The sequence below is a fragment of the Kaistella antarctica genome (genome assembly GCF_900109615.1).
GTDB lineage: Bacteria > Bacteroidota > Bacteroidia > Flavobacteriales > Weeksellaceae > Kaistella > Kaistella antarctica.
Genome location: NZ_FOIX01000004.1, coordinates 156673 through 183439 on the forward strand (window position 1 = coordinate 156673; position 26767 = coordinate 183439).

The following is a 26767-nucleotide window of genomic DNA, read 5'->3' on the forward strand; positions in this document are numbered from 1 at the left end:
TTAATATTGCCGCCTGTTTAATTTCGCCCTCATTGGTAATAAGACCGAATTTGAATTCTGTGTGAAGATAATTTCATTAGAAGAATTAACCAAAAGCGATCCTTCCGCAACCATATTTCCTCTTTGATCCAAAAACTTCACATACGATCTTGTTCCTTCTACATTTCCCAGGACGGATAACACGCCGGAATTGCTCTGACCATATCCCGCATTATAATTAGCAGTTCCTGAAATTTTACCTAAATTTTCAGTCAATTCCATTGTAAAATTTGAACCGTTTGCATCACCTGTGGTAGAATATTTACCATTGATTTTTATTGGGGCAGTTGGTGGCTGCGGGGAATTGTCTCCATAAGATTTTTGTAAAACACTGGTTTTAGGCAAACGCGAAGATCTTGTGGTTTGTTTAAAAATCATCATTTTGTTAGAATTAAAACTTAAAACACCGTCTGCTACTATATTACCTCGCTGATCTCTAAACCTTATGAAAGCTTTGCCCAGAGCTGTATATCCATTTACGGAAAGTACGCCGGTACTAATTTGTCCATCGAATGTCTTGTAAGTTGCTACACCTTCAATTTTTTTACCGGTATTGGTTAATTCAGAAGTTAAAATGCCTTGCTGGTTGATGTCGCCTTCACTACTGTAATTTCCCGTGAACATGTCCTTCACAGGTTGTGTGGAAGGTCGTTGTGCTACTATATTATTAATACTTAAAAAAGAAAGTTGAAATAAAATCTTTAGAAAAAATGATTTATTAAGCATGATATTTAATAATGAGTGGTTAAGAAATTCTCTTTGATTTTTTGTTTTGCTCAAGTATATTCAACAAATATAGAGATTATCAGAAACATATGGTGATTTAATTTTGAAATTTGCAGGAAAATACTCGGAAAAAAACTAATATCGTAATAATAACAGTTATTACAGAAAAAAAAACATTAATAAAATATCGATGAGGATCGTGAAAAAAAATGAAAAAGCGAATAATAGTTTTGGGATTATCGGCTTGCCTATTTTGTATCGTCAAGACCAATTGTGTGACTAAAACAATAAGTCTTTAAAACACTCTATTGGGTTTCAATAAATGCCCCATACGCTCTACAAAAATCACGCTCAAGCCGGAAAATTAAAAAACAGGAATTTTTAGTTCCTGTTTTTGTTTTCATACAAAAAAGCTGAATTGCTCCTACCCGCTCTAGGTCATATTTTTATTTCCCTCGAAATATAATGAGGTTCTTCTTTCTACTACATATCCAACGTCTGTTCACCTCCACCATTAATGAAAATCACTTGACCACTGGTCCAACTGGAAATTGGTGCAGCGAAATACAAGACCGCTCCAGCGATATCTTCGGCCTCACCTAATCTATTTATTGGAGTATGTTTCAGCATTGCTTTTTCTAATTCTGGAGTCAAGACGGTACTTAAAGCCGCAGTTCTTGTGGCTCCAGGTCCAATTGCATTTACGCGGATATTATTTGGGCCATAATCAAAAGCCAAGTTTCTGGTCATGTGATTAATCGCTGCTTTGGAAGATGCATACGCACTAATTGCCGGACTTTTATTGATGGAAGCCATCGATGACATATTGATGATACTTCCATAACCCGCTTTCCCCATGTGTGGCGCAACCAATTGGCATAGTCTCCACATGCTGAACACGTTCATGTCAAATACTTTTTTGAATTGTGCTACTTCGATATCGTACGGACTTTCCTTTCCTGCACCACCACCGCCAACGTTGTTGACCAAGATTTCAATGCTGCCAAAATGCTCTATTGTTTTATCTACCAAATTCACCAACGCTTCATCCTCCAAGACATTACAATCAATTGCGATTGATTTCCCGCCATTATCATTGATTGATTGCGATGTTTCTTTTGCCGCCTCCAGATTATAATCTGAAACGACCACATTGGCACCGAACGCTGCCAACATTTCGCAACATGCCTGTCCAATTCCTCCGGCACCACCTGTAACGATGGCTGTTTTTCCTGTTAGGTCAAATAACTTTTTTGTATCCATTTTATTAAAATTTATTCTTTATATTTTCTTTTATTGTCTATTATCTATCGGTCTATCATCTATCCGTCTAAACGCTATTTCTTCTTTTTTAAATAATCTGTCACGGCTTGATAAGCCGGCAAAGAAGTCGCATCATTCGCAGCGTTTCCGGCAATCGGATGAGAAGCCATTCTTACCAAAACCATTTCGGCCGCGGGATCGACGTAGATCGTTTGACCGTGAACGCCTCTCGCAGCAAATGCACCGTCTTTATTTTCGGTCATCCACCACATATTTCTGTAAGACCAACCCTTTAATTCCGGATGATCGGATTTCGCAAAAGCCGATTTATCACCGCCTTTTTCAATATCTAAAACTGACTGCGCTGGAATAATCTGTTTACCGTTATACATTCCCCTATTTCGAATCAATTCTCCAAATCTGGCTAAATCACGCAAGCCGGCATTAAAACCTCCACCCGCAAAAGCAATTCCTTTTCCATCAACTTGATAATAAGCGTCCTGCTCCATTCCTATTTTACTCCAGATTTTTTCTGATAATAATTCGGTTACTGATTTATTGGTGGCTTTAGAAATAATCCATCCCAATGCATCAGCATTCACGGTTTTATATCCAAAAATTTCGCCGTGTGTTCCTTCTTTTTTTACGGTTTCTAAATATTCGTAGTATCCAATCGGACCTTTATAATTAGCAGGTTTTTGGGATGGATTTCCAGCATTAGAGAATTTCCAAACGTCTGCATTTGGATCTGCGTAATCTTCAGAATATTGCAGTGCAGTTGTCATGTCCATTACTTGTCGAACTGTTGCATCTGCGTAGGCAGAATTCTTTAATTCAGGAACGTAGAACGTCACTAATTTGTTTTCATCTAAAGTTCCTTCTGCCACTAAAATTGAAGCCAATGTTCCGGTGAAAGATTTTGTCAAGGACATCACCGCATGAACATCATGTTCCGTTAATTCTGAAAAATATCTTTCGTACACTACTTTTCCTTTGTGCATGATGATCATCCCATCGGTATAATTGGCCCAAAGTGATTCTTCCCAAGTCATTTTCTTTTTCGCATTCCAGGGCATAAAAGTTAAACCGTCGATATTCTTATCTAAGTTGTAAGATAACTTTGAAGGTGCTTCTGTTCCTCTGGAAACATTTTGGGTTGGTAACATTTCACGCATGTGAACCACACTCCACCGAATGGCGGGAAAATTAAAAAACGATCCATCCCAAGTATGTAAAACCTTATCTGCGGGTGGTGGAAAACCTTTCATCCAGCCGAAATTGCTGGGTTCGCTTTCTTTAGCGCTGAGAAATTCTGTTTTATTTTGTGCCATACAATTGGTTGTTAGTGATAAAATCATTGCCGCAGAAAAAACCTTAGCGGAATGTTTCAAAATTTGATTTTTTTTCTTCATCAGTATATTTGTCATCTTTGATTTTTTTTAAATATTAATGTTTTAGTGAGATTAAATATTTGCGGTATTATTTTTAATTTAATCATAAATCATTTTCACATCGTCTACGACCAATTTACTTCCGACCGCGCCGGCAAACTGCGCTCCTGCAAAACTGGAAGAGGCAACAAAACTGATACGCGTCGGCAAAATTTAAGCGGCTTCTGCAGCATCGACGTAGAGATTATTTTTAGGTTTCATGTAAGCCGGAAAACTACTGTCTAAAGGTCCGTAAGTGAAAACGACTTCTTTTATAATAAGTTGATTTTGCAAATCTTCACCTCTAAACCAAGCGGTTGCTAGTCTTTTCACAACTCCATCTTTGTGAACTTCTAAAATCGCGTAAATATCACACGCATCACCGTAAGCCAAAACATTCCCTTGTTTATCTTTATTCACGGCACCGGGCTCATAATTATATTTAAACTGAAGTTTCTCTGGCCGTCCGCTAAAGAGCGTTCCAAACTCAATTGCTGCTTCTGGATTTACGGGATCAATTTTGTCCGGATTAAAAAAGCCAGTGAAGATAGAGCCGGCAGAAATAGGCGCGCCGAAGATGTTTCCTAAAGGTCCATTATTTAATGTTTCCATTTGCGCCGCACGGTTTCCAGCACTTAAGTTAATCGGTTTGGTGGCTAATTTATTTAATAATTGAGTTCCACGATTTCTGGTGCCCCAAATGGTATTCGCCGCACTTTCGCCTGGTTCTTCGTAATTAGTTGCGGTCATATACCAGAGATTGAGATCGTAGTTATCCAATTGCGGCGTGGCTGAAGCGACATCTGCTTTAATCGTCCACTGTCTCGATGTTCCATTTTCTGAAATGATATTGATTTTAACCTCTTCATTTAGATTAATGAAATCACCAGTATTGACATCACTTTTTGCAAAAGAAGAAAGTTCCAAAGTTTCGATTTTAATTTTTGAAAGATCCACGCCTGCCGGAATTTCAACTACAACTAAAGCGTTTTCATTATTAATGATCGCATTCCCAGATTGATTGCTGACTACAATATTTTTAATATTGGCGTATTCTGATTCCCCGAAATAATCTTCACGAATACAAGAACTTAGAAACAACGCACCGAAAAAAAGCATCCAAATATATTTTATTTTCATTTTTTCGATTTTTTATTGTTCATAATATAATAAGCCAAGCCCACTTTTACGCTCAAAATATTTAATTTAAAATCCACATTCTGGCGCACATCACGTGATCTTTCTAAATCATTTTTAACCTTTTTCTCTACGTTCAATTCATATCCCAAGACATCTAATTGAACTTCAAGCGCAAAATTTTCCATGGCGAAAAAACTTACGCCTGGACTGATGCCTGCTCGTAGATTATAATTTTCGGTAAAGGATTTTTCAACCTCATCAAAATTCTTTGTTTCCCGTTTCAGCGTATTGCTTTTGCCTAAAGTGACTCCAACCGTGGTGAAAAAACTTAATCTTTCATTGGCTGTCAAAGGAAGTGTTGTTCTATAATTTGGTGTAATGCTAAATCCACGCGTGATGGTTTTCTGTTCTAAATTATCTGGATCTTTAAATAAAACACCTTCAAATCTTTTTTCAAAAACGTTAAAATTCAACCCAATCATGCCATAATCAGTGATGTAGTAGCCACCTTTTAAGGATAAATCAAAATTAACCTTATCACCTTCCAAAGTTTTCTGGAAGATATTTTCGGTGTTTTCAGATTGTCGATCTTCCAGAGACATGGCAAATCCGGTATAGATGGTTCCTTTTTTAAATGGCTTGAAGTCTTTGTTATAATAACTGGACAGCAATTCATAAGGAGTGTATTTTTTTGAAGAAATCGAATCTTCTTCAACCTGAGCCTTTGCAACACCGGTAATGATCAACCCAAGAAAAATTAAGAACTTTATTTTCATATTTTACCTATTTTGTTCTTCCGAAATTACGCTTTCTTTCAATGTAAAATAGTTAACAAAGCCAGAAACCAGCCCTGCAATTACCCCAATAATGATTAAAGCAGCAACAAGTGAAACCTCAACAGTTCCCATATACTTTTGCCAGACAACCGCCAAGGACGTGAGGATACCAAAAGTAACAAAACCATGTTTTAAAGTTAATAAAAATGTGGTGGGAAACAATGCTGCTTTTTTACCTTTAATACCGAAATAGGCAACCAAAGTTAAGATCATTGACAAAGTTATGGCTAACATCACGGCAGTTCCCAAAACTGTTTCGGTCGTATTGGTAATAGAATCCACGGAAATGGGAATACTGCTATGGCCTTTCAAAAAGAAATATTGAATTCCGCCATTGATCACTGCGTTGATGACTCCAGTTAAAGCCGCCCCTTTTAATAATTTAGATTTTTGTTCGCTGTTCATAATTGATATTTAATAGTTGATAAAAGAGCGTTCTGATTTAAACTTTGGTCAAGGCTGCACTTCAATTAATCATCCCATTCATCGTGAATTTCCTCCATCAAATCATCGTAACGTGCTTTTAATGTTGCCGAAATTCCTTTAGATGAGACATGGATTTTTCTTAATTGTAATGCTAAGAAAATACTGAATAAACCGGCAAATAAAATACTGACAGCCATTAAAATAGTGAGTCCTATTCCTGTAAATAAAGGATTCCAGATTAAAAATAACGAAGCTAAGGCACCTAAAATTCCGAAGGCTAAAAGACTTCCCCAATTTTTACTTCCATATTTTTTCACATCGAGCGCAAAACTAATCGACGCGATAGAACGGAAAAGCAACAAAAAGCCAATATAAAATGCAAGAACGCTTATTGATAATCCTGGATGAACAACTAGTGAAAGTCCGATAATCGTTGTTAAAATTCCGAAGGCTAAAGACCAACCCCAGTTGGGAAGCGTATTTCTATTGGCGATAGAGAAAAAGACTTCCGATAAGCCGCCAAATAAAAAGGATAGCGCAAAAAATATAGAGAGTGCTAATAAGGAACTTAAAGGTGAGGTAAAAACCACGATACTCAGGATCACAAATAGAATTCCGACGATTAACGGAATGTACCAATGTTTTACTGAATTCTTGATTGAGTTGAGAAATGATGTTTTCATGTTGATTAATTTTTAATAAATTTAATGTAAGCAATGATTATTGCTATTCCGTATTTCGTAATAAAACCAATCAATTTTAATCTTATTATTTAACAAAAATAGATTTGGTTGTTATTTATTGGGGCAAAATTAGATATTGTAAAACACGTACACCATGACTATAACGAGGGTTGTAATGTTCAAATGTATTATTTTGAAGTTTTGAATTTCGTTGGTAACTCGAATTATCCGCAGTCAGAAATTCAGTCTTTCCTTTTCAATGATTCTCCCAAAAAAATATCGCAAATCAAAACTGATTTGCGATAGATATATAAGGAATGATGCGATGAATTTTATCCTGTGCTTTTTAACCCGCTCGAAATTGCGTTTATTATTCCCAGTAATTTCGTTAATAATTTATCTTTTTCCGTGCTATTTTCATCACTAAGGTTTCTCCACTCATTCAAATACTTGAGATGCAATTGATGAAGTGTTTTCAGTTTGCCCTCACGCCATTTTAGATTGTCGTATTGGCCATTTCTTCTGATGGCTTTTGGGTCGTCAAAAAGACCTTCTATCATTTCAAAACCATTCTGGTGGTCGTTCAATATCTTATCTAAAAATAAGTTTCTTCTATGTGCGTCTTCATCTAGCGTCACATAAAGTTTCATTATTTCCACATTAGAAAGGATTAGGTTAGTTTCAACTTGTATCATTAAGAACTTTAAGAAACTCCAATGCTCCATCGATTTTTTTAAAGAATCATATTCCGTTGGTCTTTCTATTTTCAATGTTTTCAACGCTTCACCCAGTCCGTACCAACCCGTCAAGGCAACTCTGGAAAGGTTCCAACTAAATACCCACGGGATTGCGCGTAAATCATTCAATGTTCTGGTTCCCGTTCTTCGGGCCGGTCTCGACCCAATTTTACTTTTCTCCAAAACATCGATACACGTCGCTTTGCTGTAAAAATCAATAAATCCTGGCGTGTCGATCAAGTCTTTATAATGTTCAAAAGATTTCTGAGCTAAAAACTCCAGCGTATCATAAGGGAAAACATTGTCTTGAGAGTCCGTTGGTTTTTTAATAAGATGTTTAGCAACACCTGAAGACAGAGCATTCAGATTATAAGTCGCCGTCAATGGATTTCCAAAAAGTTGTGCGACCGACTCACCCTGAACGGTTATTTTAATGGTTCCGCTTACCGTATTTTCAGGCATACTTTCTAAAAAACGATGATATTTCCCACCACCTCTACTAATCGTTCCACCAGTTCCGTGGAAAAAGTAAATTTCAACATTATTTTGTGCACCCACGGCTGCGAGTTCCTTTTCAGCTTTGTAAACATTCCATTTGCTGGCGATGGTGCCGCCGTCTTTATTACTATCGCTGTAACCTAACATTACTTCCTGTGTGCGAATCAGTTTTTCACCTCTTTCTTTGGTTATCGAATGTTGCAAGAATTTTTCTAAAATGTCAGGACCATTATTAAGGTCCTGAATGGTTTCTAATAAGGGAACGACTTTAATCGTAGTATTCAGCAACTGAGTTTCTCGCATCAATAAATAAACAACCAATAAATCACTCAGATTTCTAGTCATACTGACGATAAACGAACCGATGCCAGCGGCTCCGAATTGATTGATGTGTTGGCGAACGACGCGGTAACAATCCAAGACATTGTCTGCTTCCAAACCATACGAAACCGTAACATCGGTAAGAAGTGCATTGCTTTCTAACAAATTATTCAAAAGAGTTACGCGCTTGTCTTCGTCCCATTTTTCAAAATCGTAATCTGGCTCACCATTGGCCTTTAAAATCTGCGAAATCGCTTTATCGTGAAAATCACTATTCTGCCGAATATCTAGTGTTGCCAGATGAAAGCCAAAACATTTAACGGTTCTTTCCAAGGGGAAAAGCAAATCTTCCGCAAGACCTTTTAAACCATTTTCAATTAAGATATTTCTCAATAATTTTAAATCTTCCTCTAAAATTAGGCTTGATTTATAATGGGAATGCGAATCAACAGAATTTTCAGAAGAAGTGTTTTCCAGTTGTACCAACATCAAATTTACAAACTGTCTCCAGGGTTCATACGGATTTCGTTCCATTGCTTTCAATCCTCTTTCTCCTAAAGCTTTCGATTTTTTTTCAATGGCTTCAGACAAGGCAAAAGGGACAGGATTGGTGATGGCCGAAACGGAAAGCTTGACAAGTAATTTGGATAATTCTCCTTTGATCAGAGAAAGTGCGGTTTTCCGATGAAGCTGTAAAGTCTCATGCGTTACTGCCGGTGTTACGAACGGATGTCCGTCTCGATCTCCACCAACCCAACTTCCGAAATTAATTTTTGGGAATAAATCGGGATTTTTTATTTTGTCTGGATTTAGGCCTAATTCAATCCAGGAACTTTTTAATTGCTGATCACTTTTCTTTAAAACTGTCGGGAAAACTTTGTTTAAATAATGAATAACATTCGCTCTTTCATCTTTAATGTCGGGCTTTTCTAAATATATTTCGCCGGTGCGCCACCATCTTTCCAACAAATTGATCATCTTTTCCGTCACCTCATTTTGCTCCAACTTGCTTAAAGACGTATTTTCTTTTTTCACCAAAAGCAAATAAAGTTCGCGGTGAATTTCAATAACAGTCACTCTTTTAGCTTCCGTAGGATGCGCGGTCAGAACTGGAATCACGGTAGTTTTAGAAATAGCTTGCACCATATCGTCTTCGCTCACGGCAGCATCTTTCCAGATTTTAAAAGCTTCTGCCCACGATCCGCGAATGGAAGTGAAATCTTCTTCGTTCGCCATTTTTCTCCGGTACTGCGTCGCAGCATTCTCTTCTACCAAAGTCATGAGTTGAAAATAAATACTCAGAGACTGAACTATTTTTTCGCTTAAGATAGGCTGATCTTCCAGGATAAACTCTTTTGAAGTGTTGCTTAGCAGCGCGATAATTTCGGGCTCATTAATCCGACGCAGCATTTCGGTATAACAATCAATAATAAATATTCTATCATCAGAAATTTTCTGAAAAGGACTTTTTTTAAGGGTCATATTTTTAATCATAAAATAAAATTCTAAACTGAAAGTCGGCCACAACAACCGATTTTCCAAGGAAGTAAGATACGGAAAAATCACAGGGAGATCGAAGGATATTCGAAACATATATCACCTTAAAACATCCATTTACATTTAAAGAAAAGAATCAATTTAAAGTATAATCTTTCACCACTGAAAAACAGTTCCACAATTTTTGGCGCTAAAATTTTAGGACAATTCATTTATATTATCCTAAAACTTTCATGTTACATATCAGTGTGCAATACATAGATTATCAGAATTAGTTGCCTACCTTTATTTTTAGTACTAAGAGATTAGTAAATCATTCATTGTTTATTCTAAAGGATTATGAAATTAAATTCAAAAGTTCCAGAAGGAAAGTTAGAAGATAAGTGGAAAAATTATCAGGCTAAATGTAATCTGATTAATCCCGCCAACCGTAAGAAACTAAATATTATCGTTGTCGGTTCTGGATTAGCTGGCGCTGGTGCGGCCGCGACCTTAGCGGAACTTGGTTATGATGTGCAATGTTTTTGCTATCAAGACTCAGCTCGCCGTGCGCACTCCGTTGCCGCTCAAGGTGGAATTAATGCCGCAAAAAACTACCAACATGATGGCGACAGTGTTTACCGTATGTTTTACGACACTTTAAAAGGTGGAGATTTCAGATCGCGCGAAGGAAACACCTACAGACTCGCTGAATTATCGGCTCCTTTGATTGATCACTTTGTACAACAAGGCGTTCCTTTTGCGCGGGAGTATGGCGGCGTTTTAGTGAACCGAAGTTTTGGTGGTGTTCAAGTTCAACGGACTTTCTATGCCAGAGGACAAACCGGACAACAATTATTAATCGCAGCCTATTCACAACTCTATAAAATGATTCGTGCGAAAAAAGTCGAGATGCTGCCGAGACATGAAATCTTAGACCTTGTGCTGATTGATGGGAAAGCAAAAGGCGTGATCGCACGAGATTTAAAAACAGGAGAAATAAAACGCTTTGCCGCTGATGCGGTTGTACTGGCAACAGGCGGATATTCCAGAGTTTTTAGATTATCAACTTTGGCGATTGGCTGTAATGGAAGCGCCATCTGGAAAGCTCATAAACGCGGGGCTTACTTTGCCGCGCCCAGTTTTACGCAAATTCATCCCACTGCTCTTCCGCAGTCCAGTGATGCCCAATCGAAATTAACCTTAATGTCGGAATCCCTTCGAAATGATGGCCGAATCTGGGTACCTAAGAAAGTAAATGATCAAAGAAAGCCAGAAGACATTCCTGAAGAAGAACGCGATTACTATTTAGAAAGAAGATATCCAAGTTTTGGTAATCTTGCGCCACGAGATATTTCGTCCCGTGCTGCAAAAGAACGCATCGATTCTGGACATGGAGTTGGTCCTTTAAAAAATGCCGTCTATCTTGATTTTAAACATGCTATTAAAAACTTTGGAAAAGAAGTCGTTGAAGATCGATACGGAAATCTCTTTTCGATGTACGAGAAAATTACCGGAATCAACGCTTACAAACAACCCATGAAGATTTCGCCGGCAGCTCATTTTTCTATGGGCGGACTTTGGGTTGATTATGAATTAATGACGACGATTCCGGGTTTATATGCGATTGGTGAATGTAATTATTCCGATCACGGAGCAAATCGTCTCGGAGCGAATTCGCTTTTGCAAGCGAGTATCGATGGTTATTTCATCTTGCCGAATACTATCAGTAATTATTTGTCTGGAGAATTAAAAGAGAAACATCCTGGCATCGATCATCCCGAATTTCTTAAAATAGAAAATGAAGTTAAGGAGCAGATTAAAAAGATATTAGATATTAACGGAACTAGAACGGTCGATGATTTTCACCGGGAATTAGGAAAAGTAATGTGGCAAGAATGTGCGATGAGCCGAAATAAAATCGGTTTAGAAAAAGCAATTGTTGAAATAAAAGAAATACGCAAAAAGTTTTGGACTGATGTAAAAGTGACTGGCAATGCAAATGAATTCAATACTGAATTAGAAAAAGCCTTACGTCTGGCAGATTTTATTGATCTGGCAGAACTCATGTGCACGGATGCACTGCAGCGCGACGAATCTTGTGGGGCGCACTTCCGAGAAGAATATCAAACTGCAGACGGAGAAGCGATGAGAAATGATGAAGATTTTGCCTATGTTTCTGCCTGGGAATATAATGAAGGGAACTTTATTCTGCATAAAGAAAAATTAGAATTCGAATTCGAAAAACCAACGGTTCGGAATTACAAATAGCCTTTGCAGCGTTAACTGAAGACTTTAAATAAGATAAAAATAAAATCTGTGACCAACCAGTCGAAAGATTTAAAATAGAATAGCAATGAAAGTAACATTTAAAATTTGGAGACAGGAAAATGTAAATTCAAAAGGCGAGCTTAAGACTTATGAGACCGATGGAATTAATGAGGAGATGTCTTTTTTGGAAGCTTTGGATCATTTGAACGAGAGTCTTGTTTTAAAAAACGAAAAGGTAATTGCTTTTGAACACGATTGCCGCGAAGGAATTTGTGGTCAATGTGGTGTGGTTATCAATGGTAGGGCGCATGGGCCTCACGACAATACAACGACTTGTCAATTGCACATGCGTAGTTTTAAGGAAGGCGACACGATTATTGTGGAACCTTTCCGGGCTGGATCTTTTCCAATTATAAAAGATTTAGTGGTTGATCGGTCTGCCTTTGATCGGATTATCGAACAAGGAGGCTACATCACCGCTAAAACCGGTACGGCGCCAGAAGCGAACTCAATTCTGATTTCAAAAGGAATTTCAGATAGTTCCATGGATGCCGCAGCTTGTATCGGATGTGGCGCGTGTGTCGCAACGTGTAAAAATGCGTCGGCAGTTTTATTTACCTCCGCCAAAATAAATCACCTGAACAAATTACCACAAGGAAAACAGGAAGAGCATCAACGAACGCTGGATATGGTTTTTCAAATGGATCTCGAGCAATTTGGTAGCTGTACTTTCACTGGGGCTTGCGAAGTAGAATGTCCGGCGGGAATCACCATCAGCAATATTTCTGAAATGAATGCGAGATACTTTAAAGCAAAATTATTTAGCTAGTGATTTGCGTATTCTTAGAATTATATTATAAAAACAAAAAACTCCTTTCATCGCTGAAAGGAGTTTTTTTATATCAATTATTCGCAAAATTTATCTCGCAATATTTACGGCTCTAGTTTCCCGAATTACCGTTACCCGAACTTGTCCTGGATAGGTTAATTCATTTTGAATCTTCTCCGAAATATCATAAGAAAGCTGGGCAGACTGGTCGTCAGTCACTTTTCCACTTTCTACCATTACTCTAAGTTCTCTACCAGCTTGAATTGCATATGCACTGGAAACGCCGTCGAAACTTAACGCTGCTGCTTCAAGATCTTTCAACCTTTGGATATAAGACTCCAGAACTTGTCTTCTAGCTCCTGGTCTTGCTCCCGAAATTGCATCGGCAACTTGGATGATTGGTGATAATAAAGTCGTCATTTCTACTTCATCATGGTGAGCTCCGATTGCGTTGACAACCTCTGCATTTTCGCCATATTTTTCAGCCCACTGCATTCCTAAAAGTGCGTGTGGGAGTTCTGATTCCTGCTCTGGAACTTTCCCGATATCGTGAAGTAAACCAGCTCTTTTCGCCAACTTAACATTCAATCCTAATTCTGCTGCCATGGTTCCGGCAATGTTGGCAACTTCTCTCGAGTGTTGCAATAAGTTCTGTCCATAAGAAGAACGGAATTTCATTCGTCCCACGATCTTCACCAATTCTGGGTGAAGTCCGTGAACTCCTAAATCAATCACAGTTCTTTTACCAACTTCGATGATTTCTTCTTCAATATGTTTTTTCGTTTTCTCAACTACTTCTTCAATTCGCGCTGGGTGAATTCTTCCATCAGTTACCAACCGGTGTAGTGATAATCTTGCGATTTCTCTTCTTACAGGATCAAAGCAAGAAAGTAAAATAGCTTCCGGCGTATCATCAACAATGATTTCAACCCCTGTTGCAGCTTCTAGAGCTCGGATGTTCCGACCTTCTCTACCGATAATTCTACCTTTAACTTCATCAGATTCGATATTGAAAACAGAGACTGAATTCTCAATCGCCTGTTCCGTCCCAATTCTTTGAATGGTCTGAATGACGATTTTCTTAGCTTCTTGTTTCGCATTCAAACTGGCTTCCGCCATTATGTTTTGAATGTGCGACTGCGCTTTGGTTTTGGCTTCTGCTTTCAAAGCTTCTACCAATTCGTTCTTAGCATCTTCTGCAGAATATCCTGAAAGTCTTTCCAAGATTTCTACTTTTTGAGCAGTGATAGAATCTAATTCCTGCTGCTTTCTTTCGATCATCTCCTGCTTCTTACCGTAATCAACTATTTGTCGATCGAGATCTTTTTCTAATTTGCCGGCTTTGCTAAGATCATCATTGAGCTTTTGCTCTTTGTCTTTAACTCTCTTTTCAGAATCCTGCATTTTTCGTTCTCTAGACTGAATGTCGGCATCATGCTGAGATTTCAGTTCCATGAACTTTTCTTTTGCTTGAAAATGTTTTTCTTTTTTAATGGATTCTGCCTGTACCGTAGCTTTTTCTATAAGGTTCTCGGCGTTTTTATTTGCATCTTGAACGATGAATTTTGCTTTTGCGTTAAGCGTGCTTTTGGAAAACATCATTCCAATTACCGCACCTACAGCCAAACAAGCAATACCGATAATTATAGCAATTGTTGTTGTCATATATGTTTAGTTTTAATATTAATCTGTTAAAAATCAGAATTTTAAACTTAAAAACCAGTTGGTTTTAAACTCTTTAAATCTGATTATTGGTTAAAAAAAAGCCTACAATAATTCACGGATTTAGAGTAAACTCCTAATCAACACGATTTGAACTGTTTTCTATTTTCTGTAATCCGAGCATGTCGGCACGCCATTAAATAAACTTTCGTTCGGTAATAGTTTTGCGTTGAGTTTACCTGTAATGTGTTAGAACTATTGTAGGCAGTCGTTAATTGGAAAAGAAAAATCTACTTTTCCAACGTTTCCAAAAATTGATTGATATTTTTCAATCGCTCCGTGGAATCTTTAATATTTTTATCGTTATTGATTTGGGCTACTTCTGCATTGGTCCCTAATTTTAAGCAACACATTGCTAAAGCATCTTGTTTATCTCTAACGTCAAAATTCTGTTCAAAATCTTTAATCATCGCCTCAATTTGCTTCCCAACTAATCGCAGCGTTTCTTCTTCTGCGGAGGGCACATTCAGCGGATAACTTCTTCCAGCAATCGTGATGGTAATTCTTCTTACATCCATTACAAACCGTTGTTTTGAAGTTCTGCAATACAATAATCCACTTCTTTCATCAACCTGTTGATATGACTTTTCATCAATCGGTTATGGTCTGGATTTCCTGAAATTGCTGAATAAAGTTTAATATTTTTTTGTTCTTCTGCTAAAACCTGATTTTTCTTCCTCTCCTCTTCATATTTCATCTTCAACTCTTCATGCTCTTGATTCAGTTCTAAATAAGTATCGTTAAGACTTTGGTAATTCTTACTTACCGCTAAAATCTTTTTTTCTAAAAGCGAAAAATTATTTTCTAAATCTTTGAGCATTTTTCAGGTTAATTTATTCTAACTCGTTAGCAAAAATATAAAAAATTAATTTGAAACTGTCACTTATTGCGTAGTAATTTAAGAAACCGCTGAATATTCATATGAAATGAAAATCTCAAAGTGAAAAGAAGAGAATTTTAAGAAAAAATTGTATTCTTTAATGCAAATAAAAAAAGAGAACGTTGTAAAACCTTCTCTTGTAATATTGAAATGTCTATTTAGTTTTATTCAAATTTTAGAACAAACATAAATGCTCTTGTTTTTACACTCGACATTGCAGACGACCAATAAGGCGGCGTTTCAGCGTTGTCAGCGACCGATTCATTGTTAATCATAAAAGTTCCTCTGAAACCTGGCGTTAATTTAAAACGGCTGAAATAAAATTGCATTCCGATTTCTGCAGACCAGGCAAAATTGCTGGCAGTTGTTCGAAAAATTCCTTGTTGATTATCATCCTCAGATTTACTGTTTGACTGTAGGTTCATCATCCAGTTTACTCCTGCAGCTGCGTACGGACGGGAATTATACCAGCGATCGCCATGAACTTCAATCAATAGAGGAATATCAACATAGGTAGATTTTACGGTCCGCAATTTATCCGCGTCTGTTAAAACAATAGGCAAAAAAGGTTCATTGGCAGGCGTTCCTGCCGTATACTGATCGTTAGACTGCGTATTAAAAAATATTTCACGTTCTACAAATTGCAATCCGGGTTCTATTCGTAAATCGAAATAATCATTTAATCTTAATTTACCAATTAAACCTGCGCCGAAACTGTACGCAGATTTAGTTTGAACTAAGTTTTTCTGACCATCCATTCCAAACCGAGGATCGAGTACCAGTTTGTAATCGTAGTTGTTACCGGCAAGAAAAAATCCGTAGCTGAATTTCTGGCCGTCAAATCCTTCCAGATTATCCATTCGGTCTTTGGTTCGGAACAATTGAGCATCAGCAAAACTGCAAAATAAAAATGCTGCAATGAAAGTAATTTTTATAAAAGTGTTCCCCATATTATTTTGTTGCCTTGTAAATGGTTGCGATTCCTAAGCTTAATTTTTTATATTCCACTTTTTTAAACCCAACATCCAACAAGATCGTTTTCATTTTTTCTCCGAATGGAAAGGCATTGACTGAATCTGGTAAGTAGGTGTAAGCACGAGTATCTTTGGAAACCAATTTACCAATCTGCGGCAAAATATTTTTAAAGTAAAACATATAAAAGGGAGCTAAAACTCCTTCCACCTTAGAAAACTCTAAAATATAAACGCTTTTGTCGTCCTTCACCACTCTTTTTAACTCTTCCAAGCCTTTGTTTAAATTTTCAAAATTCCGCACTCCAAAAGCAACGGTAACGGCATCAAATTTATTGCTTTCGAACGGAAGATTTTCTGCATCACCTTTGATCATTTCGATCTGGTTATTCAATTTAATCTTCTTAATTTTCTCAATACCAACGTTCAACATTTGCAGGGAAAGGTCTAATCCAACTATTTTCGCGCCTGTTCCTTTTTGTACGGCAATGGCCAAATCTCCAGTTCCTGTAGCGACATCTAAAACCTCTTTTGGTTGATCGGCATTGAGCCACTTTACCAAAGTATTTCTCCACAAAACATCGATTTTCATCGAGAGTACATGATTTAATAAATCATATTTTGGTGCGATGTTGTCGAACATATCTTCAACTTCTTTTTTCTTGCCGGCTTCGGTATTGTAAGGGGTAACTTGCTTCAAAATGTGTTTATTAAAATTTGTAATATTCTCTGTAATAATTCAAAAAATCGGCTTTCCGAAAAATCTTGGTTCTGGATTCAACTTTCTGAATGTTTTTCACGACACCATCATATTCCTCATCAATATTGTAGTAAAAATCATCAGTGTATAATTTGCTAAAACGAACGGGCATATTCACAAATAATTTGCCATCAATAGTCGTTTGTTTTCTTGTTGCAATCAAAGAATCTTTATTCAAGCCATACCCATAAAACTGCTCATTGATATAATAATCCTGATGCGCGATGTTCAATAAACCACGGTTTTTCTTAACCACGAAGCTAGAATCGAACAACATCTTATTTTTATTATCAAAAACTTTAATATCGTTTTTACCTTTCTTTAAATCAACTTGAAATTTTTGTCCAGCCGTAATGGTCTTTTGTTCACCATTATTAATTTTAAAATAAAAAATATTTTCGGAAGGATTATCGACGAGGTAATAATTTCGTTTGGCTAAAAAGAAATTATAAATCCCAAAAGCAACCAGTACGGTTACGACTGATATTATTAAACCTTTGGTTGATGGACTGATTTTCATATAATAGGGTAGTAAAAAAGCTTTTGCAAATTTAATAATAATTTTGTTTCTCCACGATACAATAATATCCTTAACTTTGTCCTAAATTTTTGACTCAAATATATGCCCAATACAATCATAATCGGCTCAGGAAGTTACATTCCGACAAAAGTGATCGGTAAAGAACATTTCATGGACTCCGTTTTTTATACCGATGAAGGAGACTTAATTGACAAACCTAACGATGAGGTCATTCAAAAATTTATAGAAATTACGGAAATTGAAACCCGTCGTTATTTAGAAGATGATGAATTCAATTCTGATCTCGGTTACAAAGCCGCAAAAGAAGCAATCTATGATGCTAAAATTGACCAGGAAGATTTAGATTATATCATTTACGCCAGTAATTTTGGTGAAGTTAATCAAAATGGAATGACGAATTTCATGCCTTCCATGTCTTCCCGCGTTAAAAACAAACTCGGCATTAAGAATAGGAGAACCGTAAATTATGATATGATTTTTGGTTGTCCAGGCTGGGTAGAAGCGATGATTTTAGCAGACACTCTTATTAAAGCAAAAAAAGCAAAATTGATTTTAGTCGTAGGTTCAGAAACTTTGAGTAGAGTTACCGATACCTTTGACCGCAATAAAATGATTTTTGCTGATGGTGCCGGAGCGGTTGTGGTACAAGCAACTGACGATGAAACCGTCGGAATTATTGCGGATTCTACGATTTGCGATAATGGTCCAGAATTAAATTATCTTGAAAACTCGCCTTCATTAAAAAGAGATGAAGACCGCAGACCTTTATATATTAGAATGCACGGCCGTAAAATTTACGAATACGCTTTGAAAAATGTACCTGACGCGATCAAAGAAACCATTGACAAAGCGAATTTACATATTGACGATATTGATAAAATCTTAATTCATCAAGCAAACGCTAAAATGGATTACGCCATGATTTCTCGATTATTTAAATTATACGGAAAATCCGATTACGACCATGACGTTTCCCCAATGACGATTCAGTTTCTAGGAAACTCTTCTGTGGCTACCATCCCAACAATGTTCGACCTTATTATCAAAGGAGAGATGAAAGGCCAGTCCTTCAAAGAAAAAGGAAATATCGTGTTCACGTCGGTCGGCGCTGGAATGAACATCAATGCGATTGTTTACCGTTTTCCCTAACTAATCACTTTAAAAAAATAGAATAGCACAAAATTTGTTTTGTGCTTTTTTATTGATTAAAACAAACATGCAAAGAAATATTTTAATTATTACAGGACTTCTATTCGCTCTAGAATTTTATGCCTATCAAGCCTTTAAAACGGTTACCAGCAACAACTACCTACGAATCGCCTACTGGACCGTCACCATTTTGGTGTATTTATTTTTTCTTTATGAAGTTTTCAATTTTAAAAGAACCGATCGCGACCATTCTCGGGTCCAGCTAATTTCTTCGGTTTTTATGGTTTTTATGCTTCCTAAACTTCTGGTGGTTTTCTTCCTTTTGATCGGAGATATAGGTCGAGGAATTCAATTTGTATCTCAATCATTTGGCGAAGGTGAAAACCATTTACCAGATCGCCGTAAATTTTTGAGTATCGTAGGAATTGGAAGTGCTGCGGTACTTTCAGGTTTATTTTTAGACGGAATTATTTTTGGAAAATACCGTCATACGGTTAGAAGAGTAAAAGTAAAAATCGCGGGTTTACCAAAGAGTTTCAAAGGTTATAAGATCGTTCAGATTTCAGATGTGCACGCCGGAAGTTTCTTGCATCCAGAACGATTACAAGGTGCTATCAATATGATTAATGAGCAGAAGCCAGACTTGGTTTTGTTTACGGGTGATATGGTTAATAATTACGCTGATGAATTTCAACCATTTGTAGAAATGTTTAAAGGCATTGGCTCCACAGACGGGAAGTTCTCGATTCTCGGAAATCACGATTATGGTGATTATGGAGAGTGGGAATCCATGCAAGAAAAAGCGCAAAACGTGCCTAATTTAATTGAATTGCAAAAACAGGCGGGTTTTGAAATGCTGCGAAATGAGCACCGGATTATCGAGAAAAATGGCGAGCAATTGTATATTCTCGGTGTTGAAAACTGGGGTGAAAAACCGTTTCCACAATATGGTGATTTAGATAAGGCTAGCTTGGGAATCCCTGCTAATGCTGCAAAAATATTAATGAGTCACGATCCAACCCATTTTGATGCAGTTGTGAAAAATCACCCTTCCAATGTTCACCTTACTCTTTCTGGACACACCCATGGAATGCAATTCGGACTTGATTTGAAAAATGTTCGATGGTCTCCGGTGCAGTACCGTTATAAAAAATGGGCAGACTTGTATGAAAGTGCAGGTAAATTGCTTTATGTTAATCGAGGTTTCGGCGTAATCGGATATCCCGGCAGAGTTGGTATTGATCCTGAAATTACCTTATTTGAACTGAGTTAAATTGAAACAAAGAACTGATGGTTGATTTTAAAAAAGCGATTGAAACAGACATTCCACTTCTTCGGGAACTAGCTCAAAAATCCTGGAAGTCAGCATATGCTAATATTCTATCACCGGAGCAAATCGACTACATGTTGGCAGAAATGTACTCCGAGAAAGAAATTTCCAGCCAACTTCAAAACTCAGACTACCATTATTATCTGATTTTAAGTAATGAAATTCCAGCAGGGTTTATGGGCTTTGAATTGAATTATGAAAAAGACACTACGAAACTTCACCGCATCTATCTCTTAGAAGAATTTAAAGGAAAAGGTTTGGGAAAAAAAGGTCTTATTTTTTTAAAAGAAAAAGTTAAGGAAAACGTAAATCATCGGATTATTCTTAACGTTAATAAAAATAATCCCGCCATAAAAATTTACGAATCGCAAGGTTTTAAGGTTTTCTCGGAAGGCATCTTCGACATTGGTAATGACTATGTAATGGACGATTTCCTGATGGAATTCAATTTTTAATTTTACAAATTCACTCCGAAAACATTCTGTTTATTTATTTTGGTACGGTTTTAGAATCATAATTTTTATTAACATTAAAAAAATAAATTATGACACGTTCAAACTTGTTTTCAAAGATTCAGATTTTCGCCTTAGCAGTAATGGCAAACTTTGCAGTAGTTCTAGTAAAAGCTCAAGAAAAAGGAGCCGATTTAAAAGTTGATGTAGACGTTAACAAAGGTAGCGACATGATGGGCGGCGATTGGATGAGCAATCCTTTAGTTTGGGTTGTTGGTGCTTTAGTGATTATCGTAATTATTGCTTTAGTAGCAAGAGGTGGCGGAAATAAATAAGCGCAGTCTATAATATATAAATAAATCCCGAAAATTAATTTTCGGGATTTGTTTTTTGATATAAAAATATGTCGTGTTTTCTACAAGGCAAGCGCTTTCTGATAAGCATTCTCAACACCTTCTAAATTTTTTCCACCAGCGGTTGCAAAGCCAGGGTTTCCACCGCCGCCACCTTGAATTTCTCTGGCTAAATCTTTTACGATATTTCCAGCATGGTATTTCGATTCTAAATCAGCTGAGACGCCAACAGTGATCATTGGTTTTGCATCTGCGTCAGAAATAATAACAATGACAGAGTTCTCAATCTCTTTCTTCAACTGAAAAACAATGTCTTTTACACTTCCGGCATCTAAGGAAACCTTCTTTACCAATAATTTCTTATCGTCTTTTTCTACAAAATCATTCGCCCAATTTGACGTCTCTGATTTTGCTTTTTCTCTTTTCAACGATTCTATTTCTGATTTCAAAGAAGTATTCTCTTCCATCAATTTCTCAACTGATTTTGTTAGATCTTTTGATTTTAATAAGGAAGAAATTTCTTTCAGCTGAGTTTCTAAATTTCTAAAATAAGTAGAAGACTGATCTCCTGAAATGGCTTCAATTCTACGTATTCCTGCAGCGGTTGAGCTTTCAGACTGAATTTTAAAATGACCGATTTCACCCGTGTTTTTCACGTGCGTTCCGCCGCACAATTCCTTGGAAGAACCAAACTGAATCATTCTTACTTTATCGCCATATTTCTCACCGAACAAAGCTAAGGCACCTTTTTCCATTGCTTCCGTGATGGGGATTTCTCTAAATTCTTGAAGGGCTATATTTTCTTTGATTTTCGCATTTACTTTTTCCTCTACCACTTTCAATTGCTCTTCATCCATTTTAGAAAAATGAGAAAAGTCAAAACGCAAATAATCTGGACCAACAAAGGAACCTTTCTGCTCAACATGCGTTCCTAAAACTTCACGTAATGCTTCATGCAACAAATGCGTCACAGAGTGATTTGCTTGGGAATTGTTTCTTTCAGATTCGTTGACCTTCGCGTAAAAAACGGCTCCAGCATCTTTCGGCAATTCTTTAATTAAAGACACGATTAGATTATTTTCTTTTCTTGTTTCCAGAACTTCGATGATCTCAGAACAATCTGTAATTGAAGTAATACTTGGATTGGAAATATCAAAACCTTCCGCATAACTTGGAATTAAAATTCCCTTATCACCAACTTGTCCACCACCTTCAGGATAAAAAGGCGATTTCGATAATACGATCTGATAAAATTCACCATCTTTATTTTCAACTTTTCGATAACGGGTAATAAACGTTTCGGTTTCAGTGTGATCATAACCAACAAAGGTTTCCTCCTTTTCTTCTAAAACAACCCAGTCGTACACTTTCTGGGCGGAGGATTTTTTCGAACGTTGCTTTTGCTTGCTCATTTCTTCCTCAAAACCTTTTTCATCAACAGTTAAATTCTTTTCTTCAGCGATGATGCGGGATAAATCTGCAGGGAATCCATAAGTATCGTATAATTCGAAAACTGCGGTACCAGGAAGTGTTTTTTCGTTTTTAGACAGAGTTTCGTTAATAACCAAATCAATTCGTTTTAAACCAAGTTCGATCGTTTTTAAGAAAGAAGTTTCTTCTTCTCTAATCACTTCTGTCACCAGTTTTTCCTGCTTAACTAGTTCTGGGAAAAAGTCTCCCATTTCGTTTTTTAAAACGCCAACCAATTGGTAAAGGAAAGGTTCTTTCATATTTAAAAATCGGTAAGAATACGAAATCGCTCGTCGCAAAATCCTACGAATTACATAACCAGCTCCTCCATTTGAAGGCAATTGTCCATCGGCAATTGCAAACGAAACCGCACGAATGTGGTCTACCAAAACGCGAATCGCAATATCTTTTTCATCTTCTAGAATTCCCGTATATTTTTTTCCTGAAACCTCCTCCACTTTAGCAATTAAAGGAGTGAAAACATCGGTATCATAATTAGAAGTTTTTCCTTGTAAAGCCATACACAAACGCTCAAAACCCATTCCCGTGTCAACGTGTCGGGAAGGCAATTTTTCTAAGCTTCCATCTGCTTTTCTGTTGAACTCCATGAAAACTAAATTCCAAACTTCCACCACTTGCGGATGATCATTGTTGACTAAATCTAAACCAGAAACAGCTGCTTTTTCGTCTGCAGTCCGCATATCAATATGTATTTCCGAACAAGGGCCACACGGGCCGCTCTCGCCCATTTCCCAGAAATTATCTTTTTTGTTTCCATTAATAATTCGGTCTTCAGAAATATGCGCTTTCCAAAAATTATAGGCGTCTTGATCACGATCTAAATCCTCTGAAGCATCGCCTTCGAAAATGGTTACGTAAAGATTTTCCTTTGGAATTTTGTAAACATCAGTCAATAATTCCCAAGCAAAATCAATTGCTTCCTTTTTAAAATAATCGCCAAAGGACCAGTTTCCAAGCATTTCAAACATCGTGTGATGATAGGTGTCGCGACCAACATCATCCAAATCATTGTGTTTTCCAGATACTCGCAAACATTTCTGAGTGTCTGCGATTCTAACGTTGGACGGAACTTTGTAGCCCAAGAAATAATCCTTAAACTGCGTCATTCCCGAATTAGAGAACATCAAGGTTGGATCGTCCTTTAAAACAATCGGTGCAGAAGGAACAATTTGGTGTCCTTTTTCTTTAAAATAATCAAGAAATTGTTGGCGGATCTGTTGTGAAGTCATAGTTGAAGTGGCTTTAGCTTGCATATAGTTGGCAAATTTAATGATTTTTAATAGGACTCTCGAATAATGTTTTGGTGAATTGAAAAGTATTAACCTTTGAAGTTTTTCTGCTTTAAATTTTTAAAAACAAACCTTACTTGGAAAATACTCGTATATAAAATTGCTGGAATTAAGTTGCTCAATATTTAAATGATAATGATAGATAATTAGGTAAAGTAGCTTCCAATTTCAGCCTCATATTTGCATGTACCCTAAAATTAATTTAAAAAATAATGAACAAAAAAATGAAAAATATTTTAACAGTCGTGGCATTAATATTTGGTGTTGCCGTTTTCGCTGCAACAACCTTTTCTTGCTCGAAAGCACAGGTAAAACCTATTAAAGAAAATAATAAAACAGAAACGAATATGGAAGGAAAAAACATTAAAGAAATCTACTTCGCTGGTGGGTGCTTTTGGGGAACTGAGCATTTATTTCAACTGGTAAGAGGCGTGGTCGCTACTGAAGTTGGATACGCCAATGGAAAAATTAAAAATCCAACTTACGAACAAGTTGTAAGTCATACTACAGGTTTCGCAGAAGCAGTTAAAGTGCAGTATGATGCTGATGAAGTTAACTTGCCACTTTTGATTGAGTTATACTTTAAGTCAATTGATCCTACAACCTTAGATAGACAAGGAAATGATGTTGGTGACAATTACAGAAGCGGAATTTATTCTACTGACGAGGCTACTGCGACAGTTGTAAAAACGGAAGTCGCTAAACTGGCTAAGAATTACCAAAAACCTGTCGTGGTCGAAACGATTCCATTACAGAACTGGTACAAAGCTGAAGATTATCACCAAGATTACTTAGTAAATAATCCAGGTGGATATTGCCACGTGCCGTTATCGGTATTTGAAGAAGCAAAGAATGCTAATCCACTTCCTACAGCGAAGAAATAAGAGAAAAGGTTGTCGAAAGGCAACCTTTTTTTATGAAAAAATCCGTCTCAAAGAATGAGACGGATTTTAGTTTTAAACTTTGTTAAAGTTTTATTTCTTTTCCATGGCTTTAATTAAAATCTGAAGATTCACTTCATCTTTAACTACTCCATTCGCAAGTGGCATTTGAAATTTCACTCCGAAATCTTCTCTCATAATATCTTTAGGCTCTGTCGCAATACTTGCTTCTCCATCTTTTATAGACACATTCGCCTGAAATTGGATTGGCTTTGTAATTCCTTTGATGGTTAAGTTTCCGTCAAGTAAGGTGTTGTAATCGCCCGATTCAGTTGGTGATACTTTGGTAATCTCGAAAGATGCTGTCGGAAATTTATCAGCTTCGAAGAAATCGCCGCTTTTCAAATGACCGTTAAGTTTTCCTAATTGTTCTGCATCATCTTTTAAATCAACAGAAGTCAAAGAGTTCATGTCGGCCACGAATTTTCCGCTTTCTAAAACTCCGTCTTTCACTGTTAAATCTCCACTTTCGAACTTAATCGTGCCGAAATGACTTGATTGTTCAGTTTTTACCACTTTATATCCTTTCCATTCGATTCTACTATTTAAAGTATCCAACTCGTAAGTTGCGCCTTCATTAGTTGTAGAAACTTCAGTTACTTCACTGGTAAGTGGCTTGTCTTTACCACATGATACTAAAACCATTGCTGAAAATAAACCTAAAAACACCGAATTTGTAATTGTTTTGATCATTAAATATCTCTTTATTAATTGTTTCTGCTAAAATAACAAAAATATCCTTAGTATAACTAAATATGTTATTTTTGCAATATGCTATTAGAAATCAAAAATCTATTTTTTTCTCATCGGTCTGACCAAAAGCTTTTCCAAAATTTTAATTTAAAAGTTGAAGAAGGAAAAATCATAGCGTTGGCAGGCGAAAGTGGCTGCGGCAAATCCACGCTCTTAAACTTAATTTATGGGTTATTGGATTGGGACAACGGTGAAATTATTTTTGATGGAAAACCAATTTTAGGTCCGAAACAAAATTTGGTTCCAGGCGAAGAAAATATGAAACTGGTGGCCCAAAATTATGATCTGATGCCCTATTCCACTGTCGCAGATAACGTAGGAAAGTTTATTTCTAATATTAATTTAGACGAGAAAAAAGAAAAAGTTCAGGAACTTCTAAAAGTGGTTGGACTAGAAGAATTCGAGTATACTTTACCAAAATATTTAAGCGGCGGACAAATGCAGCGCGTCGCCATCGCCAGATCACTTTCGGTAATGCCGAAACTTTTACTACTGGATGAACCTTTTAGCAATATTGACTTTTCCAGAAAAATAGAATTGCGGGAACGCCTGTTCAATTACGTTCGTGAAAAGAATATATCACTCATCATCTCTACGCATGAAATTCAAGAAGTGATGCCGTGGCTGGATCAGATTATCGTACTACAGGAAGGCCGATTAATTCAAAATGATAATGCGGAAGAAACGTTTAACAATCCGTACAACCAATATGTAGCTGCTTTGTTTGGTGAAGTAAATGTTTTTACGGACGAAGAAAAATCAAATAACAATCTGTCGAAAAATTTTTGGTATCCGCATGAGATCAAAATTTCGACTGAAGGAAAAGAAGTGGAAGTTTTAGAAAGTCGCTTCGCTGGCAGTTATTATTGGAATAAAATTTCTCTTCAGGGCAAAAACCTGATTATTTATACACCTGAAAAAATACAAGGGAACTTAAAAATCGATATTTAAATAAGGAATAATCAAGATAATTCTAAAACAAATGACACGCAAAATAGGTGTCATTTGTAGTTTTTATGGGTGCTATTTCCAAATTAAGCTTTCTTGACGAATTCAGATTTCAAAGCCATCGACCCAAAACCATCAATTTTACAATCAATATTATGATCGCTATCTGGGCGTAATCGGATGTTCTTAACTTTCGTTCCAGCTTTCACTGGTTTTGGAGCACCTTTTACGGGTAAATCTTTAATCACAACCACTGTATCTCCATTTTGTAACTCATGACCGTGCGCATCTAAAATTTTATCTTCATCGGCTGTTTCACCTGGCGTCCATTCATTGAAACATTGAGAACAAACCATTTTACCATCTTGCTCGTAAGTGAATTCCGATTCGCATTTCGGACAAACTATTGTATCGCTCATAATTATAATTTTTACAAAGATATTATTAAATAGAAGAGATTACAAGTTTGGGGAAAACGGATCAATTTCATCATAAGTTAAATCTTATTTTTA

Annotated in this window: 24 protein-coding genes and 1 pseudogene; 8 read left to right on the top strand and 17 right to left on the bottom strand. The window is 36.7% G+C overall.

The window, feature by feature from the left end:
• From BMX49_RS12385 to BMX49_RS12425, 8 genes and pseudogenes are all read right to left on the bottom strand, one after another.
• A complete protein-coding gene (locus BMX49_RS12385) occupies positions 1-765 on the bottom strand; it encodes a hypothetical protein (RefSeq protein ID WP_051803736.1) in 765 nt (254 codons plus the stop codon).
• 483 nt (positions 766-1248) lie between these two features.
• Positions 1249-2028, bottom strand: a complete 780-nt coding sequence (locus BMX49_RS12390; RefSeq protein WP_034719648.1) for a glucose 1-dehydrogenase — start codon at positions 2026-2028, stop codon at positions 1249-1251.
• Positions 2029-2102: 74 nt separating this feature from the next.
• Positions 2103-3455: a serine hydrolase domain-containing protein gene (locus tag BMX49_RS12395; RefSeq protein WP_246005130.1), complete on the bottom strand. Its 1353-nt coding sequence runs from the start codon at positions 3453-3455 to the stop codon at positions 2103-2105.
• Positions 3456-3518: 63 nt separating this feature from the next.
• Positions 3519-4598: pseudogene (locus tag BMX49_RS12400) on the bottom strand (PCMD domain-containing protein).
• Positions 4595-5374 (bottom strand): hypothetical protein, encoded by a 780-nt coding sequence (locus tag BMX49_RS12405; RefSeq protein WP_034719644.1) that lies wholly within the window; start codon positions 5372-5374, stop codon positions 4595-4597. Before BMX49_RS12405 ends, BMX49_RS12400 begins: the two are co-directional and overlap by 4 nt.
• A gap of 3 nt (positions 5375-5377) precedes the next feature.
• Positions 5378-5839 (bottom strand): hypothetical protein, encoded by a 462-nt coding sequence (locus BMX49_RS12410; protein ID WP_034719642.1) that lies wholly within the window; start codon positions 5837-5839, stop codon positions 5378-5380.
• A gap of 65 nt (positions 5840-5904) precedes the next feature.
• On the bottom strand, positions 5905-6543 hold the full coding sequence (locus tag BMX49_RS12415; RefSeq protein ID WP_034719640.1) for an HdeD family acid-resistance protein: 639 nt from the start codon (positions 6541-6543) through the stop codon (positions 5905-5907).
• 332 nt (positions 6544-6875) lie between these two features.
• Positions 6876-9581, bottom strand: a complete 2706-nt coding sequence (locus BMX49_RS12425) for a phosphoenolpyruvate carboxylase (RefSeq protein ID WP_034721294.1) — start codon at positions 9579-9581, stop codon at positions 6876-6878.
• Positions 9582-9935: 354 nt separating this feature from the next.
• Here BMX49_RS12425 and BMX49_RS12430 point away from each other — a divergent pair, with 354 nt between their 5' ends.
• Together BMX49_RS12430 and BMX49_RS12435 are read left to right on the top strand one after the other, a co-directional pair.
• Complete coding sequence (locus BMX49_RS12430; protein ID WP_034719639.1) at positions 9936-11846, top strand: fumarate reductase/succinate dehydrogenase flavoprotein subunit; 1911 nt, start codon at positions 9936-9938, stop codon at positions 11844-11846.
• Between the two features lie 85 nt (positions 11847-11931).
• Positions 11932-12675: a succinate dehydrogenase/fumarate reductase iron-sulfur subunit gene (locus BMX49_RS12435; RefSeq protein WP_034719637.1), complete on the top strand. Its 744-nt coding sequence runs from the start codon at positions 11932-11934 to the stop codon at positions 12673-12675.
• A gap of 90 nt (positions 12676-12765) precedes the next feature.
• On the opposite strand, the gene rny is transcribed toward BMX49_RS12435, so the two are convergent.
• The 6 genes from rny to BMX49_RS12465 form a co-directional block, all read right to left on the bottom strand.
• Positions 12766-14340 carry a ribonuclease Y gene (gene rny, locus BMX49_RS12440; protein WP_034719635.1) on the bottom strand — a complete coding sequence of 525 codons (1575 nt, stop codon included), beginning with the start codon at positions 14338-14340 and terminating at the stop codon, positions 12766-12768.
• A 287-nt stretch (positions 14341-14627) separates the two neighbouring features.
• Positions 14628-14915 (bottom strand): cell division protein ZapA, encoded by a 288-nt coding sequence (locus BMX49_RS12445; protein ID WP_034719633.1) that lies wholly within the window; start codon positions 14913-14915, stop codon positions 14628-14630.
• Positions 14915-15217, bottom strand: coding sequence for a hypothetical protein (locus BMX49_RS12450; RefSeq protein ID WP_034719632.1), 303 nt, complete (start codon positions 15215-15217; stop codon positions 14915-14917). The genes BMX49_RS12445 and BMX49_RS12450 overlap by 1 nt, the downstream gene beginning before the upstream one ends.
• 224 nt (positions 15218-15441) lie before the next feature.
• Positions 15442-16227 (bottom strand): type IX secretion/gliding motility protein PorT/SprT, encoded by a 786-nt coding sequence (porT, locus tag BMX49_RS12455; protein ID WP_034719628.1) that lies wholly within the window; start codon positions 16225-16227, stop codon positions 15442-15444.
• A 1-nt stretch (position 16228) separates the two neighbouring features.
• Positions 16229-16948 (bottom strand): bifunctional demethylmenaquinone methyltransferase/2-methoxy-6-polyprenyl-1,4-benzoquinol methylase UbiE, encoded by a 720-nt coding sequence (gene ubiE / locus BMX49_RS12460; protein WP_375600478.1) that lies wholly within the window; start codon positions 16946-16948, stop codon positions 16229-16231.
• Between the two features lie 10 nt (positions 16949-16958).
• Complete coding sequence (locus tag BMX49_RS12465; protein WP_034719621.1) at positions 16959-17528, bottom strand: hypothetical protein; 570 nt, start codon at positions 17526-17528, stop codon at positions 16959-16961.
• 102 nt (positions 17529-17630) lie between these two features.
• Here BMX49_RS12465 and BMX49_RS12470 point away from each other — a divergent pair, with 102 nt between their 5' ends.
• The 4 genes from BMX49_RS12470 (at position 17631) to BMX49_RS12485 (ending at position 20815) form a co-directional block, all read left to right on the top strand.
• Positions 17631-18698, top strand: coding sequence for a 3-oxoacyl-ACP synthase III family protein (locus tag BMX49_RS12470; RefSeq protein WP_034719618.1), 1068 nt, complete (start codon positions 17631-17633; stop codon positions 18696-18698).
• A 67-nt stretch (positions 18699-18765) separates the two neighbouring features.
• Positions 18766-19971: a metallophosphoesterase gene (locus BMX49_RS12475; protein ID WP_034719616.1), complete on the top strand. Its 1206-nt coding sequence runs from the start codon at positions 18766-18768 to the stop codon at positions 19969-19971.
• 17 nt (positions 19972-19988) lie between these two features.
• Positions 19989-20483: a GNAT family N-acetyltransferase gene (locus tag BMX49_RS12480; RefSeq protein ID WP_051803735.1), complete on the top strand. Its 495-nt coding sequence runs from the start codon at positions 19989-19991 to the stop codon at positions 20481-20483.
• Positions 20484-20572: 89 nt separating this feature from the next.
• Positions 20573-20815: a hypothetical protein gene (locus BMX49_RS12485; protein WP_034719615.1), complete on the top strand. Its 243-nt coding sequence runs from the start codon at positions 20573-20575 to the stop codon at positions 20813-20815.
• 80 nt (positions 20816-20895) lie between these two features.
• Here BMX49_RS12485 and alaS read toward each other — a convergent pair whose 3' ends face one another.
• The gene (gene alaS / locus BMX49_RS12490) at positions 20896-23553 is read right to left on the bottom strand and encodes an alanine--tRNA ligase (RefSeq protein ID WP_034721290.1); all 2658 of its coding nucleotides are present in this window, start codon (positions 23551-23553) and stop codon (positions 20896-20898) included.
• A 284-nt stretch (positions 23554-23837) separates the two neighbouring features.
• Here alaS and msrA point away from each other — a divergent pair, with 284 nt between their 5' ends.
• Complete coding sequence (gene msrA, locus BMX49_RS12495; protein ID WP_081864389.1) at positions 23838-24497, top strand: peptide-methionine (S)-S-oxide reductase MsrA; 660 nt, start codon at positions 23838-23840, stop codon at positions 24495-24497.
• A gap of 90 nt (positions 24498-24587) precedes the next feature.
• Here the strand turns inward: msrA and BMX49_RS12500 are convergent, their stop codons facing one another.
• On the bottom strand, positions 24588-25247 hold the full coding sequence (locus BMX49_RS12500; protein WP_034719613.1) for a YceI family protein: 660 nt from the start codon (positions 25245-25247) through the stop codon (positions 24588-24590).
• A gap of 78 nt (positions 25248-25325) precedes the next feature.
• Here BMX49_RS12500 and BMX49_RS12505 point away from each other — a divergent pair, with 78 nt between their 5' ends.
• Complete coding sequence (locus BMX49_RS12505) at positions 25326-26258, top strand: sulfate/molybdate ABC transporter ATP-binding protein (protein WP_034719610.1); 933 nt, start codon at positions 25326-25328, stop codon at positions 26256-26258.
• An 83-nt stretch (positions 26259-26341) separates the two neighbouring features.
• Here the strand turns inward: BMX49_RS12505 and BMX49_RS12510 are convergent, their stop codons facing one another.
• Positions 26342-26674, bottom strand: coding sequence for a zinc ribbon domain-containing protein YjdM (locus BMX49_RS12510; protein ID WP_034719608.1), 333 nt, complete (start codon positions 26672-26674; stop codon positions 26342-26344).
• Between the last annotated feature and the right edge of the window lie 93 nt (positions 26675-26767).